The organism is Pseudomonas sp. 9_2_1, from assembly GCF_059295275.1.
On the sequence record NZ_CM181239.1, the window covers coordinates 5,915,596 to 5,933,187 of the forward strand.

Annotated in this window: 14 protein-coding genes; 2 read left to right on the top strand and 12 right to left on the bottom strand. The window is 60.8% G+C overall.

Annotation, left to right across the window (positions count from 1 at the left end):
- Positions 1-48: 48 nt before the first annotated feature.
- The 5 genes from oscA to AC5O5I_RS26840 all read right to left on the bottom strand — a co-directional run bounded on the left by oscA (position 49) and on the right by AC5O5I_RS26840 (position 6,165).
- Positions 49-231, bottom strand: a complete 183-nt coding sequence (gene oscA, locus AC5O5I_RS26820) for a sulfur starvation response protein OscA (protein WP_007975618.1) — start codon at positions 229-231, stop codon at positions 49-51.
- A 247-nt stretch (positions 232-478) separates the two neighbouring features.
- Positions 479-3,532 (bottom strand): efflux RND transporter permease subunit, encoded by a 3,054-nt coding sequence (locus AC5O5I_RS26825; protein WP_494511820.1) that lies wholly within the window; start codon positions 3,530-3,532, stop codon positions 479-481.
- Positions 3,529-4,596 (bottom strand): efflux RND transporter periplasmic adaptor subunit, encoded by a 1,068-nt coding sequence (locus AC5O5I_RS26830; protein WP_494511821.1) that lies wholly within the window; start codon positions 4,594-4,596, stop codon positions 3,529-3,531. Before AC5O5I_RS26830 ends, AC5O5I_RS26825 begins: the two co-directional genes overlap by 4 nt.
- A complete protein-coding gene (locus tag AC5O5I_RS26835; RefSeq protein WP_172219441.1) occupies positions 4,593-5,681 on the bottom strand; it encodes an efflux RND transporter periplasmic adaptor subunit in 1,089 nt (362 codons plus the stop codon). Before AC5O5I_RS26835 ends, AC5O5I_RS26830 begins: the two co-directional genes overlap by 4 nt.
- A 211-nt stretch (positions 5,682-5,892) precedes the next feature.
- The gene (locus AC5O5I_RS26840) at positions 5,893-6,165 is read right to left on the bottom strand and encodes a DUF3077 domain-containing protein (protein ID WP_172219443.1); all 273 of its coding nucleotides are present in this window, start codon (positions 6,163-6,165) and stop codon (positions 5,893-5,895) included.
- Between the two features lie 459 nt (positions 6,166-6,624).
- Between AC5O5I_RS26840 and AC5O5I_RS26845 the strand changes: the two genes are divergently transcribed.
- Entirely contained in the window at positions 6,625-7,080 is a 456-nt protein-coding gene (locus AC5O5I_RS26845) for an REP-associated tyrosine transposase (protein WP_172219445.1), read from the top strand.
- 105 nt (positions 7,081-7,185) lie between these two features.
- On the opposite strand, the gene AC5O5I_RS26850 is transcribed toward AC5O5I_RS26845, so the two are convergent.
- From AC5O5I_RS26850 to AC5O5I_RS26880, 7 genes are all read right to left on the bottom strand, one after another.
- Positions 7,186-8,079, bottom strand: coding sequence for an ABC transporter permease subunit (locus AC5O5I_RS26850; RefSeq protein WP_172219447.1), 894 nt, complete (start codon positions 8,077-8,079; stop codon positions 7,186-7,188).
- The gene (locus AC5O5I_RS26855) at positions 8,076-8,996 is read right to left on the bottom strand and encodes an ABC transporter permease subunit (RefSeq protein ID WP_172219449.1); all 921 of its coding nucleotides are present in this window, start codon (positions 8,994-8,996) and stop codon (positions 8,076-8,078) included. The genes AC5O5I_RS26850 and AC5O5I_RS26855 overlap by 4 nt, the downstream gene beginning before the upstream one ends.
- Positions 8,993-10,135 (bottom strand): polyamine ABC transporter ATP-binding protein, encoded by a 1,143-nt coding sequence (gene potA / locus AC5O5I_RS26860; protein WP_172219451.1) that lies wholly within the window; start codon positions 10,133-10,135, stop codon positions 8,993-8,995. The genes AC5O5I_RS26855 and potA overlap by 4 nt, the downstream gene beginning before the upstream one ends.
- A 71-nt stretch (positions 10,136-10,206) precedes the next feature.
- On the bottom strand, positions 10,207-11,301 hold the full coding sequence (locus AC5O5I_RS26865) for a polyamine ABC transporter substrate-binding protein (RefSeq protein ID WP_172219453.1): 1,095 nt from the start codon (positions 11,299-11,301) through the stop codon (positions 10,207-10,209).
- Between the two features lie 158 nt (positions 11,302-11,459).
- Positions 11,460-12,557 carry a polyamine ABC transporter substrate-binding protein gene (locus AC5O5I_RS26870; protein ID WP_172219455.1) on the bottom strand — a complete coding sequence of 366 codons (1,098 nt, stop codon included), beginning with the start codon at positions 12,555-12,557 and terminating at the stop codon, positions 11,460-11,462.
- 168 nt (positions 12,558-12,725) lie between these two features.
- A complete protein-coding gene (locus tag AC5O5I_RS26875) occupies positions 12,726-14,087 on the bottom strand; it encodes an aspartate aminotransferase family protein (protein ID WP_494511822.1) in 1,362 nt (453 codons plus the stop codon).
- A gap of 48 nt (positions 14,088-14,135) precedes the next feature.
- A complete protein-coding gene (locus tag AC5O5I_RS26880; RefSeq protein ID WP_172219459.1) occupies positions 14,136-15,494 on the bottom strand; it encodes a glutamine synthetase family protein in 1,359 nt (452 codons plus the stop codon).
- A 573-nt stretch (positions 15,495-16,067) separates the two neighbouring features.
- Here AC5O5I_RS26880 and AC5O5I_RS26885 point away from each other — a divergent pair.
- Positions 16,068-17,444 carry a glutamine synthetase family protein gene (locus tag AC5O5I_RS26885; RefSeq protein WP_172219461.1) on the top strand — a complete coding sequence of 459 codons (1,377 nt, stop codon included), beginning with the start codon at positions 16,068-16,070 and terminating at the stop codon, positions 17,442-17,444.
- Positions 17,445-17,592: the final 148 nt, after the last annotated feature.

Here is a 17,592-nt window from a genome sequence, read left to right on the forward strand (position 1 = left end):
GTGAAGCTCCCGATTGGCATTTTTCTAATTTTGAATGGTGTGGTGCGATCAGCCGGGCTTGTTGCCTGGCTGTTGCAGGCGGAACTTCTCCTTGCGTTCGATCTGCACCACCTGGGCGTTGTGCACGGTGATCTCCACCGCACCAAAGCGCAGATCGCGCAGGGCGCTCTGGATTTCACGCAGAATGGTGGCTTCGTCCTGACCGTCGACGCTACGCAGCGATGCACTCATGCTCGTTCTCCTTGGAGTGAGGTGCCGGGCAGGGGTTTGAAGGGGGGTTATTGCCTGGCTTGAGGGCAATAGTAGTGAGGCGGGATTATTCTTAAAAATACTGTTTAAGAATTTTTATATAACCAAATAAAAGACCATCTTGACGGGAATGCAAGACCCTGTGGGAGCGGGTTCACCCGCGAATGCGGCGGTGGTTTCACCATCGTATTCGCGGGTGAACCCGCTCCCACAGGGTCCGTACAAGGCTTCAGTTGTGTTTTTCAGGCTCGCGGATCTTGTACCAGGCCACATACAAGGCCGGCAGGAACAGCAACGTCAGCAGGGTCGCGACGATGATCCCGCCGATCATGGCGTACGCCATCGGCCCCCAGAACACCTCACGGGCAATCGGGATCATGCCCAGGCTGGCGGCCGCTGCGGTCAGCAGAATAGGTCGCCGCCGGTGGTTGGTGGCCTCCACCACTGCATCCCAGGGCGAGTAGCCCTGCGCTTCGAACTCGTCGATCTGGGTCACCAGGATGACCGAGTTGCGAATGATGATGCCCGCCAGCGCGAGGATGCCGAGAATCGCCACGAAGCCCATCGGCGTGCCCGTCGGTACGAGCGCCAGCACCACGCCAATCAGCCCCAGCGGCGCCACACTGACCACCAGGAACAGCTTCTGCACGCTGTGCAGCTGAATCATCAGGAATGTCGCCATCAGGAACAGCATCAGCGGGATCACCGCCGCAATCGGCCCTTGGGCCTTGCTGCTTTCTTCCACAGTACCGCCCGTGGCCACTTCGTAGCCCACCGGCAGCTTGCTGGCGAACTCATCGATTTTCGGCTTCAGCTGGGCTACCAGGTCGGTCGGCTGGATTTCGCCGCTCACCGAGGCCTTGATGGTAATGGTCGGTTTGCGATCACGTCGCCATACCAAGGGCTGCTCCAGCTCGTAGCGCACGGTGGCAAAAGACAGCAGCGGAATCGAGGTACCGTTGGGGGTCAGGATCTGCAGGTTCTGCAAGGTATCAGGCGAGCCGCGCTCGCTGTCTTCGGCGCGGGCAACCACATCGATCAGATAGATGTTGTCGTTGACCTGGGTAATCGGCACGCCACTGACGATGCTGTTCATCACGTTGGCCACGTCCTCGGACGAAAGCCCTAGCTGGCGTGCCTTGTCCTGGGCGATTTCAATGCGCAGGACCTTACCGGGCTCGTTCCAGTCGTAGATCATTTCACCAATGTGCGGGTCCTGGTCGAGCAAGGTCGCCAGCTCGATGGCGTGCTTGCGCACCTGGTCGATGTCCTTGCCGCTGACCCGGTACTGGATCGGCCGCCCCACAGGCGGGCCCATCTCCAGCGACTGCACGTTGGTGCCGATGCCGACAAAGTCTTCCTGCAGGCGCTTCTGCAGGCGTGCCATCAACTCGCCGCGCTCTTCCAGGCCTTTGCTGACGATGACGAACTGCGCGTAGTACGGGTTCTGCAGTTGCTGGTCGAGCGGCAGGTAGAAGCGGATCGCGCCCTGGCCGATGTAGGTGCTCCAGCTGACGATTTCCGGGTCATCCTTGAAGGTGGCTTCAAAGCGATCGACCACTTTGCGGGTTTCTTCGATGGAGGCGTTCTGCGGCAGGTTCAGATCGACGAGGATTTCCGGGCGGTCCGAAGACGGGAAAAACTGGTTCTGCACGAAGCGCATGCAGAACACCGAGAGCACGAACAGCACGATGGTGCCGACGATGGTCAACCAGCGATGGCGCATGCACCACAGCAGGCCATGTTCGAACCCTCGGCCGACACGGCCAGGTTCGCTGTCATGGGCCTTCATTTTCTTGCTGTTGAGGATATGCACGCCGAGCACCGGTGCAAAGAACACCGCCACCACCCACGACACAATCAAGGCCACGGCGATTACCGCGAACAAGGTGAAGGTGTATTCGCCTGCCGAGCTGGCATTGAGCCCGATCGGCACAAAGCCGGCCACCGTCACCAGGGTGCCGGTAAGCATCGGGAACGCCGTGGAGGTGTAGGCGAACGTCGCCGCCTGCTCCTTGCTCTCACCCATCTCCAGGCGCGTGACCATGACCTCGACGGTGATCATGGCGTCATCCACCAGCAGGCCCAGCGCGATGATCAGCGCGCCAAGGGAAATCCGCTGCATGGTGATGCCGCTGTATTCCATGAATACAAAGACCATGGCCAGCACCAACGGGATCGAACAGGCTACCACCAGCCCGGCGCGGACCCCCAGGCTGACGAAGCTCACCGCCAGCACGATGATCACGGCCTCGAACAGCGCACTGGTGAAACCGCCGACCGCCTTCTTCACCACCACTGCCTGGTCGGAAACGGTATGCACGCCGATCCCCACCGGCAAGTCGTTGGTGATGCGGTCCATCTTCTTCTTCAACGCCTCGCCGAACACCTGGATATTGCCACCGGCTTTCATGCCGATGGCCAGGCCGATGGCGGTCTGGCCGTTGTAGCGGAACATGGGTGAAGGTGGGTCGGTGTACCCGCGTTCGATGTCGGCGATATCGGCCAGGCGGAAGAAACGGTCGTTGATGCGCAGGTTGACTGATTGCAGGTCTTTTTCCGACGCGAACTGCCCGGTGGTGCGCACTGAAATACGCTCCGGCCCGGCCTCGATCACGCCGGCGGGGGTAACCGCGTTCTGCGACTGCAGGGACTGCATCACCTGGCGCTGGTCAATGCCCAGGGCGGCCAGCTTGCGGGTGGAGAAGTTGAGGTAGAGCACTTCGTCCTGGGTGCCGACCATCTCGATCTTGCCGATATTGGGGACTTCTCGCACTTCGGCGCGGGCCTGCTCCACGTAATCGCGCAACTGGCGCAGGGTCAGGCCATCGGCCGTGAACGCATAGATCGAGCCGTACACGTCACCGAATTCATCGTTGAAACCCGGCCCCTGGATGCCCGAGGGGAATTCCCCGCGGATGTCCTGGATCTTCTTGCGCACCTGGTACCAGATGTCGGGGATGTTCTTGGCCTTGGTGGTATCGCGCAGGTAAACGTAGACCGTGGACTCGCCCGGCCGAGTGTAGCTCTTCACGTAATCGAGGGAATCCAGCTCCTCCAGCTTCTTCTCGATACGGTCGGTGACCTGATACAGGGTTTCGTCCTGGGTGGCGCCGGGCCAGCGGGTCTGAATGACCATGGTCTTGATGGTGAACGACGGGTCTTCCTCGCGGCCCAGGTTGAAGTACGAGAAAATCCCCATCAGCAAACCGACGAACATCAGGTACCAGACGAACGACTGATGCTTGAGCGCCCATTCGGACAGGTTGAAGCTTCCTTTCATTGCGCATCCTCGTCGAAGGCGACCTTCTGGCCAGGCTTGAGGCTGTTCACCCCCGCAGTCACCACCCGCTCCCCGGGCTGCACGCCGGAGGTAAGGATAATGCTGTCTGCGGTGCGCTCGAGCAGGGCTACATCACGGGTGGCCACGGTTTTCTGCTGGGTATCGATCACCCATACCTGGGTCTTGCCGTCCCGTTCCAGCAGGGCGCTCAAGGGCAACTCGCTGCGCGGTGTCACCTGCGAGCTCAAGGTCACGCTGATGGCGGTGCCCAGGTGGAACGCGGCGGGGGTACTGGCCAGCGTCAGGCGGGCGCGCCTTGTGCGCGTGGTGGCGTCGGCCTGGGGTTCAAGCTCGCGCAGGGTGGCAGTGGTGTTGATGGTCGGGTCCAGCTGCGAGGCGACGGTAAAGGCAAGGTTCTTGTCCAGCTGCTCGGCCAGGCCGATTGGCAGGTCGATCACGGCCTCCTTCACATCCGGGCGGGCCAGGGTGACGACAGCCTGACCTGCAGTGACGGTCTGCCCGGCCTCGGCCTGCCAGGCGGTGATAACAGCGGCGTGGTCGCTGCGCAAGGTGCTGTAGTCGAGCTGGTCGCGGGCCTGGCTGACCGCTGAGCGCGCCTGCTCCAGCGACGCGCCGGTGGTTTTCAGGTTGGTCTGGGCAATATCCAGCTGGGCCTGGGCGCCGACGCCACGGTCGTACAGCTGCTGTTGGCGGCGGGCATCGGCCTGGGCGTTGATCCACTGCGCCTGCACCCTGGCCAGGTCGCCTTCGGCGGCGCGCAACTGGTTCTGTTGATCGGTCGGGTCGAGGGTGGCCAGGGTGTCGCCCGGCTTTACCTGGGCGCCAACGTCGAGCCAGCGGCGGGCGATACGCCCACCCACGCGAAAGCCCAGGGTGCTTTCGAAGCGCGCCTGAATGTTGCCGGCAAAGCGCCCCAACTGGGCCTGGACCTGCGGCTCGACCTTTACCGACAACACCGGGCGAACAGGCTCGGGGGCTTTTTCTTCACTGCCGCAGGCTGCCAGCAGCAAGCTGGCAGCAAGCATCCACAGGGGCTTTTTCATGGTGCAGCTCCCCCGGCCTTGGCATCGACTTTTTCCACCTTCATGTCGGGGTGCAACAGCTGCCCACCGCTTACCACCACGGTCTCACCGCCCTTGATGCCACTGGCAATCACCACTTTGCCGGTAAGATAACGCGACACCTCTACCTTGCGCAGTTCAGCCTTGTCGCCCTCGCCCACCACCCATACCGCGGGTTCATGCAAGGCCTTGGTCAGTGCCGACCATGGCAGCTCGATGCTCGGGCGGCCCTGGGCATTGGTGGTGGCAGTCACCGGGGCGCCCAGCTGCATGCCCGGTGGCACATCTTTCAATGCCACCTTGACCTGCACCGTGCCACTTTGCGCGGACACGGTAGGGGTGATTTCGCGGACGAAGCCCTGGGCCTTGACCTTCGGGTCGTCCAGCAGGCTGACGATTACCCCGGCATCGCTCGGCGGCGCCACCAGCAGTGACTCATAGACGTTGAACACCGCGTCCCGGTCGCCATCGCGGGCGAGGCTGAAGATCGGCATGGTCGCCTGCACCACCTGACCCACCTCGGCCTGGCGTTCGGTAATCACCCCATCGGCCTCGGACACCAGTGCGGTGTAGCTCAACTGCTCGTTGGCGTTGGCCAGCTGTGCCTGCGCCGCCTTGAGGGCACTCTGGTTGCTCAGCAACGCGGCCTGGGCGGAATCGTATTCGCTCTGGCTGGTGTAGCCCTTGGGCAGCAGTTTTTGCTGGCGCACGAAAGCGGCAGCGGTTTGCGTCACACGCGCCTGGGCTGCGAATACCTCGGCCTTGGCTGAATTGACGTTGTTCTGCAGGTCTTTCGGGTCCAGCCGCGCCAGCACTTGGTTGGCCTTGACGTGGTCGCCCACGTCGACGCTGCGCGAAATGATCTTGCCGCCCACGCGGAACGACAGGTCGGTCTGCACCCGCGCCTGAACATCGCCGGTCAGGGTGACCCTGGCAGCGAAATCAGTGGGTTCGACCCGCAGCACCCCGACCCGCGGCAACACCTCGGGCGCTTCCTCTTTGCTACAGCCCGCGAGCAGAACAACCAGCCCCAGACCAACGACCAACAGCGGACGCGTGAGCGACATGCAGGCTCCTAGCTTGCGCGCAAATGATTCGTGTAATGCGACTGTTAGCGTAGTTCAGGGTTCGATAAACATCACTGGTGGGGCTCAGTTCGGCATTGTCGGCGTCTGCCCGGGCCTCTTCGCGGGTGAACCCGCTCCCACAGACACTACCCACTCGAAGGCTGTGATTTCCCTGTGGGAGCGGGTTTACCCGCGAAGAGGCCGGTACAGGTCAAACCTGTACTGAAGCCTTGTTCAGCCCCAGCTCGATGTCATCGATCAAAGCTTTGGCAAAGCCACTGAGAATTCTTGCTGCACTACCAGCAAGCCGGTCATTTTCCATCTCGGCTTCGGTTGTCAGGTGAGTGATGCAGCCGAGCATAACGGAGAGTTCGGAGAAAGCATGATTGAAGGGGATGTTGGCCTGGACACGGAACAGGTCCATGCAGGTTTCCTGGCCGACGGTGCTGCTGTTTTCTGGGTGATCTTGAGCGTGCTTTGTCATGGTGGAATCCAATGTCGTTAATTGGACCACCAACTCGTCTTTCTCACGGACAAGGGGTGGCAGCCGAACGTGGGGTGAGAAACCGAGGACATTGAACCCGGCCAGACCGAAGCCTGCCCACGTAAGGCCGCCATGACAGGAAGCCCGTTCAACATCGAGCGGGTTCTCACACCCGGTCGCCTTGCTTGGCGACCTAACGACGTTATCCCTGGGGCATTTCCCCTACAACAGAGCAGCTTCCACGCGGCTCGTAGGATAATTCCCAAGCTGACCCGAATGAAGCATTGGGTTTGAGTTGATGAAAAGTCGTACGCCGTGAGGGCCTCTTCGCGGGTTTACCCGCGAAGAGGCCGGTATTGCCACCAAAGCGTCTGCCACATCCAGAAACCATCCTCTACACAGTATCTGTCTCCCAACCACTACCTTTGAAAGCTCACCTGCTTTTCAAGGAAGAAACCAATGCCTCGGGCCCAGTCTCACCTGCTTCGCCGTGGTCGCTATTCCGAGCTTGGCAGGCTCTATCTGCTAACCACCGTCACCCACCAGCGCAAGCCACTGTTCCAGGACTTCCACCATGCTCGACTGGTCATACACCAACTGCGGCAGTCGGATGAGGAACATTCCTGCCGATCATTGGCTTGGGTGCTGATGCCGGACCATCTGCATTGGCTGATTGAGTTGAAAGGTACGACGCTGGGGACCTTGATGCGAAGATTCAAATCCAGGTCCAGTCTGGTGTTGCATCGGGCAGGGGTTGAGCATGATCCGGTTTGGCAACCCGGGTATCAGGACCGGGCACTCAGAAGGGAAGAAAACATGGTGGATTTCGCCAGGTACATCGTTGCCAATCCGTTGCGAGCTGGCCTGGTCAGCAGTGTCAGGGACTATCCACATTGGGATGCAGTCTGGCTTTGAACATGTGCTGGGGCATTCGCGGGTGAACCCGCTCCCACAGGAATATCACAGGCCTCAAGGCAGTGTTGTCCCTGTGGGAGCGGGTTCACCCGCGAAGGGGCCGGATCAGGCCGAAGCAGCCACCTGCGTCGGGCGCCGGACCTGCGGCTGCGAAGCATTGGCCGCAGCACCCTCCTCGATCGCCTGCTGAATCGCCTTGCGGCGACGCTCTTCGGCGCGGCGGCTGAAGAACCAGACAAAGAAGGTCACCAGCGAAACCGACAGCAGAATCAGACTGGCTACGGCGTTGATCTCCGGCTTCACGCCCAAGCGCACCGCCGAGAACACTTCCATCGGCAAGGTGGTCGAACCCGGGCCGGACACGAAGCTGGCCAGAACCAGATCATCCAGCGACAGGGCAAACGACATCATGCCGCCCGCCGCCAGCGATGGCGCGATCATCGGAATGGTGATCAGGAAGAACACCTTCCACGGCTTGGCACCCAGGTCCATTGCCGCTTCCTCGATCGACAGGTCCAGCTCGCGCAAACGTGCCGACACCACCACCGCCACATATGCCGCACAGAACGTGGTGTGGGCGATCCAGATGGTGACGATGCCGCGCTCCTGCGGCCAACCGATCATCTGTGCCATGGCCACGAACAGCAGCAACAGCGACAGACCGGTGATCACCTCGGGCATCACCAGCGGCGCGGTGACCAGGCCACCGAACAGCGTGCGGCCCTTGAAGCGGGTGACCCGGGTCAGCACGAACGCCGCCAGGGTACCCAGCGCCACCGCCGCCACCGCCGTGTAGCAGGCGATTTCCAGCGAGCGCATCACCGAGCCCATCAACTGGGTGTTGTCGAGCAGGCCGACGTACCACTTCACCGACCAGCCGCCCCACACCGTCACCAGCTTGGAGGCGTTGAACGAGTAGATCACCAGGATCAGCATCGGCAGGTAGATGAACAGCAAGCCGAGCACCAGCATCAGCTTGGAGAAACTGAAGCGCTTCATGCCCTGCCCTCCATCTCTTTGGCCTGGCTGCGGTTGAACAGCAGGATCGGTACGATCAGGATCGCCAGCATCACTACTGCCAGCGCGGATGCCACCGGCCAGTCACGGTTGTTGAAGAACTCCTGCCACAGTACCTTGCCGATCATCAGGGTTTCCGGGCCGCCGAGCAGTTCAGGGATCACGAACTCGCCCACCACCGGGATGAATACCAGCATGCAGCCGGCGATGATGCCGTTCTTGGACAGCGGAACGGTGATCTTCCAGAAGCTGTTGAAGGTGCTCGAACCCAGGTCCGAAGCAGCCTCCAGCAAGCTCTGGTCGTGTTTCACCAGGTTGGCGAACAGCGGCAGGATCATGAACGGCAGGTACGAATAGACCACACCGATGTACACCGCCAGGTTGGTGTTGAGGATCTGCAGCGGCTGGTCGATCAACCCGGTCCACAGCAGGAAGCCGTTGAGCAGGCCGTTGTTGCTGAGGATGCCCATCCAGGCATAGACGCGGATCAGGATCGCGGTCCAGGTCGGCATCATGATCAGCAGCAGCAGGACCGTCTGGGTCTCCTTTTTGGCATTGGCGATGGAGTAGGCCATCGGGTAGCCGATCAGCAGGCACAGCAGCGTGCTGAAGAACGCCATCTTCAGCGAGCCCAGGTAGGCTGAGAGGTACAGCTCATCCTCGGTCAGCAGGCCGTAGTTGGCCAGGTTGAGCACCAGCTGGATCTTGTCTTCGACGTAGCTGTAGATTTCGGTGTACGGCGGGATCGCCACGTCGGCTTCGGCAAAGCTGATCTTCAGCACGATGAAGAACGGCAGCATGAAGAACAGGAACAGCCAGATGAACGGCACGCCGATCACCAGGTGCCGCCCCTCCGGGGTGAGGCGCTGGAAGGCTCGCTTGAGCTTGCGCAGTTTCATGACCGCAGTACCACGCCGCTGTCGTCTTCCCACCACACGTACACTTCATCGCCCCAGGTCGGGCGGGTGCCCTGGCGCTCGGCGTTGGCGACGAATGACTGAACCACCTTGCCACTCGGCAGCTCCACGTAGAACACCGAATGGCCACCCAGGTAGGCGATGTCGTGGACCTTGCCGCGCGACCAGTTGTGCTCGAAATCCGGCTGGGTAGTGGTGACCAGCAGTTTTTCCGGGCGCAGGGCGTAGGTGATGTGCTTGTCTTCCACCGACGTGGTGATGCCGTGGCCGACGTAGATCTTGCGCTCCAGTTCCGGGCTGGCAATGATCGCGTGCCCTTCGGCGTCGTCGACCACGTCGCCCTCGAACAGGTTGACGTTGCCGATGAACTCGCACACCAGGCGGCTGGTCGGCGTCTCGTAGATATCCACAGGCGAGCCAATCTGGGCGATCCAGCCCAGGTGCATGATGGCGATGCGCTGGGCCATGGTCATGGCCTCTTCCTGGTCGTGGGTCACCATCACGCAGGTCACGCCTACGCGCTCGATGATCTCCACCAGTTCCAGCTGCATCTGCGAACGCAGCTTCTTGTCCAGTGCACCCATCGGCTCATCGAGCAGCAGCAGCTTGGGGCGCTTGGCCAGGGAGCGGGCCAGGGCCACGCGCTGGCGCTGGCCACCGGACAGCTGGTGCGGCTTGCGTTTGGCGTACTGGGACATGTGCACCAGCTTGAGCATCTCGGCCACGCGGGCATCGATCTCGGCCTTGGCCATCTTGTCCTGCTGCAGGCCGAAGGCGATGTTCTGCGCCACGGTCATGTGCGGGAACAGCGCATAGGACTGGAACATCATGTTGATCGGCCGCTCGTAAGGCGGCATATCGGTGATGTCGACGCCATCGAGGAAAATCCGCCCTTCGGTCGGGCGCTCGAAGCCCGCCAGCATGCGCAGCAAGGTGGACTTGCCAGAGCCGGAGCCTCCCAGCAGGGCGAAGATCTCGCCTTTGCGGATTTCCAGGGACACATCGTCCACGGCTATCGTTTCGTCGAACTTCTTCGTGACCCGGTCGATCTTGACCAGCACCTGCTTGGGTTGCTGGCCACCCTCGAGGGCTTTCTTATAGGCACCGGAGGCAACTGCCATGAGTGAAACTCCCAACAAGATTTTTGTGCCCGCGCGGCCTGTTCTGCAGGAGCCGCGGCGGGCCTGGATTTTTACTTGCCCGACTTGACCTTGGTCCAGCTACGGGTCATCAGCCGTTGCACCTTGGGTGGCAACTCTGAGTTCACGAACATCTTGTCCAGCACTTCCTGCGGTGGGTAAACCGCGGCGTCAGTCCTCACGGCCTGGTCCATCAGGTCGCCAGCCTTGGGGTTCGGGTTGGCGTAACCGACGTAATCACTGACCTGGGCGATAACCTCAGGCTTCAGCAAATAGTTGATGAAGGCGTGCGCCTCCTTGACGTTCCTGGCGTCCTTGGGGATCGCCAGTACGTCGAACCAGAGGTTGCCGCCTTCCTTGGGAATGGCGTAGGCCAGGTTCACGCCCTTCTTCGCTTCTTCGGCGCGGGCCTTGGCCTGGAAGATGTCACCCGAGAAGCCTGCCGCGACGCAGATGTCGCCGTTGGCCAGGTCGGTGATGTATTTGGACGAGTGGAAGTAGGTCACGTACGGGCGCACGGCCAGCAGCTTCTGTTCGGCCTTGGCGTAGTCCTTGGGGTCGGTGCTGTTGGGGTTGAGCCCCATATAGTTGAGCACCGCCGGCAGCATTTCGTCCGCCGAGTCGAGGAACGCAACACCGCACTTGGAGAGCTTCTTCATGTTCTCGGGTTCGAACAACACGGCCCAGGAGTCGATGGTGTCCACGCCCAGCGCAGCCTTCACCTTCTCGACGTTGTAGCCGATGCCGTTGGTGCCCCACAGGTAAGGCACGGCGTACTGGTTGCCGGGATCGTTCTTTTCCAGGCGCTTCATCAGCGCCGGGTCGAGGTTGGCAAAATTGGGCAGCAGGTGCTTGTCGAGCTGCTGGAACGCGCCCGCCTTGATCTGCTTGCCGAGGAAATGGTTGGACGGCACGACCACGTCATAGCCGGTGTTGCCGGCCAGCAGTTTGCCTTCCAGGGTTTCGTTGGAGTCGAAGACGTCCTGCACGGGCTTGATGCCCGTGTCTTTCTCGAAGTCCGCGAGTGTGGTCGGGCCGATGTAGTCGGACCAGTTGTAGAAGTGCACCGTAGGCGCCGCTTGGACGCTGCATGCCAGCGTCAGGCCCGCGCCAGCCATAAGGGCCTTGCGGATTACAGAAATAGACAAGTGGGTGGTCCTCACAATCAGTGCCTGGGTAGCGACAGTGCTGCCGCACACGCAAAACCGGCGCGCAACTTACCTTCGCAGCTTCGATGCCGCAATCATCAATTGCCTTTCACTGGCTCTGGGCCGGAAAACCCCGGCCCAGAGGCGCTGCATCGGGCTTATTTACCCGACTTGATCCTGGTCCAGCTGCGGGTGATCAAACGCTGCACCGAGGCGTCTGGCGCGGCAATCGCATACAGCTGCTTCTTCACGTCTGCTGGCGGGTAGATGCTCGGGTCGCCGGAAATGTCCTTGTCCACCATCGGGGTGGCTGCCTTGTTGCCATTCGGGAAGCGCACGGCATTGGTGATTTCAGCCATGATTTCCGGCTGCATCAGGAAGTTCATGAACTGGTAGGCGGCGTCTTTGTGCTCGGCATCCTTGGGGATGGCGACCATGTCGTAGAAGGTACCGGCACCTTCTTTCGGAATGACGTAGTCCACTTTGACCTTGTCGCCGGCTTCATGGGCGCGGGCCTTGGACTGCTCCAGGTCACCCGAGTAACCCACGGCTACGCAGATGTTGCCGTTGGCCATGTCGCCAATGTACTTGGACGAGTGGAAGTAGGTGATCGAAGGACGAATCTTCAGGAACAGGTCTTCAGCGGCCTTCAGGTCTTCTTTCTTGGTGCTGTTGCTCGGCAGGCCCAGGTAGTGCAGCGCGGCCGGGATCATCTCGGTTGGTGCATCGAGGAAGCTCACGCCACAGCTCTTGAGCTTGGCGATGTTCTCGGGCTTGAACACCACGTCCCACGAGTCGATCTTGTCCACGCCCAGCGCAGCCTTGACCTTCTCCGGGTTGTAGCCGATACCGATGGAGCCCCACATGTACGGGAAGGCGTGCTTGTTGTCCTTGTCGCTGGCATCACCGACGGCCTTGAGCAGGTCTTCGTCGAGGTTTTTCCAGTTTGGCAGCTTGGAACGGTCCAGTTCCTCGTACACCCCAGCCTTGATCTGCTTGGCCAGGAAGTTGTTGGACGGTACGACAACGTCGTAGCCCGACTTGCCGGCCAGCAGCTTGGCTTCGAGGGTTTCGTTGCTGTCGAAGACGTCGTACTTGACCTTGATACCAGACTGCTTCTCGAACTTGGCGATGGTGTCCGGAGCGATGTAGTCCGACCAGTTGTAGACGTTCAACACTTTGTCTTCAGCCTGAACAGCAGTAGCCATGGCACCCATCAGGGCTGCGGCCAGCAACGTCTTACCCATTTTATTCATGCGTAATGCTCCAGATTTTTTATTTGGCAACTGTCCAGCAGCCAGGACCCACGGTGCAGAGCGCGCGGCGACTGGATCAGTCGCTAGTCTGGCAAGTTACAAGGCACTGTTTCAAGGAAACCAGAGCCCTGTAACGACTTAATGTCACATCGCTAGCCTAGCAGTTGATCAGTTGATCGCCTGCAGGGTCAGATCGAGGCATTTGCGCGCTTTTTCCACCAGCTCGTCGATCTCCGCATGGCTGATCACCAACGGCGGCGCGATGATCATGGTGTCACCCACCGCACGCATGATCAGACCGTTGTCGAAGCAGAAGTTACGGCAGATCATGCCGACGCCCTTGCCTTCGTAACGGCTGCGGGTGGTCTTGTCCTTGACCAGCTCGATCGCGCCGAGCATGCCCAGGCCGCGTACCTCGCCTACCAACGGGTGGTCCTGCAGCTCACGCAAACGCTTTTGCAAATACGGTGCCGCTTCGCTGCGCACCTTCTCGACAATTTTCTCGTCGCGCAGGATGCGCAGGTTTTCCAGGCCTACGGCGGCCGCCACCGGGTGCCCGGAGTAGGTGAAGCCGTGGTTGAAGTCGCCGCCTTCGCTGACCACCTTGGCCACGGTGTCACGCACGATCACACCGCCCATGGGGATGTAACCGGAGGTCAGGCCCTTGGCGATGGTCATCAGGTCAGGCTTGAGGTCGTAGTAGTCGGAGCCGAACCACTCGCCGGTGCGGCCGAAACCGCAGATGACTTCGTCGGCGACGAACAGGATGTCGTACCTGGCCAGGATCTCCTTCACCTTCGGCCAGTAGGTCTGCGGCGGGATGATCACGCCACCGGCGCCCTGGATCGGCTCGGCGATGAAGGCGGCGACGTTGTCTTCGCCGACTTCGAGGATTTTCTTCTCCAGCTGCTCGGCAGCCCAGACGCCGAACTCATCCGGCGTCATGTCGCCGCCTTCGCCGAACCAGTACGGCTGGGGGATATGCACGATGCCCGGAATCGGCAGGCCGCCCTGCTCGTGCATGCCACTCATGCCGCCCAGGCTGGCGCCGGCCACGGTTGAACCGTGGTAGCCGTTGACCCGACCGATGATGGTCTGCTTGTGCGGCTTGCCCTTCAGCGCCCAGTAGTGGCGAACCATGCGCAGCACGGTGTCGTTGCCTTCGGAGCCGGAGCCGGTGAAGAACACATGGGTCATGCCCTCGGGCGCCACGTCGGTGATCGCCTTGGCCAGCTCCAGCGCTGGCGGGTGAGCGGTCTGGAAGAACAGGTTGTAGTACGGCAGCTCGCGCATCTGCTTCTCTGCCGCCTGTACCAGCTCCTCGCGGCCGTAGCCCACCGCCACGCACCACAGGCCCGCCATGCCGTCGAGGATCTTGTGCCCCTCGCTGTCCCACAAATGCACACCCTGGGCCTTGGTGATGATGCGCGGCCCCTTCTCCTTCAGCTGCTTGTAGTCACTGAAAGGTGCAAGGTGATGCTCCCCGCTGAGGGTTTGCCATTCACGGGTTTGCGGGTTGTTGACGCTCATGTGCTTCTCCGTTGTTCGACAGCCGCGCTCCTGCGGCACCAGGGTTGATCAGACAGCAAACAGCAGGAACTCACGCTCCCAGGAACTGATGACGCGTTTGAAGTTTTCGTGCTCGGCGCGCTTGGTGGCGACATATCCGGTAATGAATTTTTTGCCCAGGTACTGCACCAGCGCACGGCTGTTTTCCATGCGTTCCAGGGCGTCCTCGATGGTCAGCGGCAGGCGCAGGTTGCGGCGTTCGTAGCCACGGCCCTGCACCGGGGCGCTGGCCTCGATGCCTTCGACCATGCCGATGTAGCCACACAGCAGGCTGGCGGCGATGGCCAGGTAAGGGTTGGCGTCGGCGCCCGGCAGGCGGTTCTCGACCCGTCGGTTTTGCGGCCCGGCATCCGGCACGCGCAGGCCGACGGTGCGGTTTTCCTCGCCCCACTCCACGTTCACCGGTGCCGAGGTGTCTGGCAGGAAACGGCGGAACGAGTTGACGTTGGGGGCGAACAGCGGAAGCGCTTCGGGGATGAACTTCTGCAGGCCACCAATGTGGTTGAGGAACAGCTCGCTCATGCTGCCGTCGTCGTTGCTGAAGATGTTCTTGCCGGTGGCAACATCGACCACGCTCTGGTGCAGGTGCATGGCACTGCCAGGCTCGCCGGTCATGGGCTTGGCCATGAAGGTGGCGGCCACATTGTGCTTGAGCGCCGCCTCGCGCATGGTGCGCTTGAACACCAGTATCTGGTCGGCCAGGTGCAGGGCATTGCCGTGACGGAAGTTGATTTCCATCTGCGCCGTGCCGTCTTCGTGGATAAGCGTGTCGAGGTCCAGCTGCTGCAGTTCGCACCAGTCGTAGACGTCTTCGAACAGCGGGTCGAATTCGTTGGCGGCTTCGATCGAGAACGACTGACGGCCGGTTTCCGGGCGGCCCGATCGGCCTACCGGTGGCTGCAGCGGGAAGTCCGGGTCTTCGCTGCGCTTGGTCAGGTAGAACTCCATCTCGGGCGCGACGATAGGCTGCCAGCCCTTGTCGGCGTAGAGCTGCAGCACCTTTTTAAGCACGTTGCGCGGCGACAGCTCGACCGGGTTGCCCTTCTTGTCGTAGGTGTCGTGGATGACCTGGGCGGTCGGCTCTATGGCCCATGGCACCAGGAACACAGCGTTCTCGTCGGGGCGGCAGATCATGTCGATGTCTGCCGGATCGAGCAGTTCGTAATAGATGTCGTCGTCGACGTAGTCGCCGGTCACGGTCTGCAGCAGCACGCTCTCGGGCAGGCGCATGCCTTTTTCCGCGATGAATTTGTTGGTGGGCGAAATCTTGCCGCGCGTGATGCCGGTCAGGTCACTGATCATGCATTCGACTTCGGTGATCTTGTGCTCTTTCAACCAATCGGTGAGCTGGTCGAGGTTGTTACTCATAAATACCTCAGGAGGTAAGGTGGTCCGCGCATTGATTCTGGATGGAGTACATTGCTAAAGCAAAACACGCGCGCACGGCCGCAGTGGATACACTGAAAACAGATGTGTCCAAAATGAGTTCGAAGGGCAGAAAGACGAAACGAAGGGCAGCAAACCGCTACGAGGGCGGGCATGGAAGCGCCAAGCGTCAATTATTGCGGCCAGGGCGACCACGCCATTGACGAAGCTTGCAAAAACGACGGAGGTACCCGATGGCACTGCGCAGGCAGTGCTTTCAGGTCGCGGCAAGCGGACCATGTGACCCTCGTATTATTGTGTTTTGGGTTGAGACCGAGCTTAGCCTTGTTCATTTTTTTACACAACACCTCCGTAAAAAATAAAACACGGCACGTCGGAGATACCCCTTTGTGAAAGAAATAGCGGATAATGGCACGCCCCGATTTGCAGCAAATCTGCCGTCGATGTGCCATTTCAGGGCATCATGGGGTTGGCTTGACATCAGTTTGTCTTTTCGATTGACTGGACCTGCAAGCCCCCCTTGATTGATATTTTTAACAACAAAGGTGTTGCATCATGTCGGTACCCCCGCGTGCCGTTCAGCTTAACGAAGCGAACGCGTTCCTTAAGGAACATCCTGAGGTTCTCTACGTTGACCTTCTGATTGCAGATATGAATGGTGTGGTGCGCGGCAAGCGCATAGAGCGCACCAGCCTCCACAAGGTTTACGAAAAAGGCATCAACCTGCCTGCCTCCCTCTTTGCCCTGGATATCAACGGTTCCACCGTCGAAAGCACCGGGCTTGGCCTGGACATCGGCGATGCTGACCGCATCTGCTACCCGATTCCCGACACGCTCTGTAACGAGCCGTGGCAAAAACGCCCCACCGCCCAGCTGCTGATGACCATGCACGAGATCGAAGGCGAGCCGTTCTTCGCCGACCCTCGTGAGGTACTGCGCCAGGTCGTCAGCAAGTTCGACGAAATGGGCCTGACCATCTGCGCCGCCTTCGAGCTCGAGTTCTACCTGATCGACCAGGAGAACGTGAACGGTCGCCCGCAGCCGCCGCGCTCGCCAATCTCGGGCAAGCGCCCGCAGTCGACCCAGGTCTACCTGATCGACGACCTCGACGAATATGCCGACTGCCTGCAGGACATCCTCGAAGGCGCGAAGGAACAAGGCATTCCAGCTGACGCCATCGTCAAGGAAAGCGCCCCGGCGCAGTTCGAAGTCAACCTGCACCACGTGGCCGACCCGCTCAAGGCGTGCGACTACGCGGTACTGCTCAAGCGGCTGATCAAGAACATCGCCTACGACCATGAAATGGACACCACGTTCATGGCCAAGCCCTACCCGGGCCAGGCAGGTAACGGCCTGCATGTACACATTTCCGTGCTGGACAAAGATGGCAACAACATCTTCACCAGCGAGGATCCCGAGCAGAACGCCGCGCTTCGTCACGCAATCGGCGGTGTGCTCGAGACCCTGCCTGCATCGATGGCGTTCCTCTGCCCGAACGTCAACTCGTACCGCCGCTTTGGCGCACAGTTCTACGTGCCGAACGCGCCCAGCTGGGGCCTGGACAACCGCACCGTGGCCTTGCGTGTACCAACAGGCTCGGCGGATGCCGTGCGCATCGAACACCGCGTGGCCGGTGCCGACGCCAACCCGTACCTGATGATGGCGGCTGTGCTGGCTGGCGTGCACCACGGCCTGACCAACAAGATCGAGCCAGGCGCGCCAGTCGAGGGCAACTCGTACGAGCAGCACGAGCAGAGCCTGCCGAACAACCTGCGCGATGCCCTGCGCGAGCTGGACGACAGCGAGATCCTGAACAAGTACATCGATCCGAAGTACATCGACATCTTTGTCGCGTGCAAGGAAAGCGAGCTGGAGGAGTTCGAACACTCGATCTCCGACCTCGAGTACAACTGGTATCTGCATACCGTGTAAATGAAAACGCCGCCCACAAGGGCGGCGTTTTTCATTCTGGGGAATGCACCGGCTGTACCGGCCCTATCGCCGGCAAGCCAGCTCCCACAGGTAGAGGCCAGCTTTGAAGGCTGTGCAGTACCTGTGGGAGCTGGCTTGCCGGCGATAG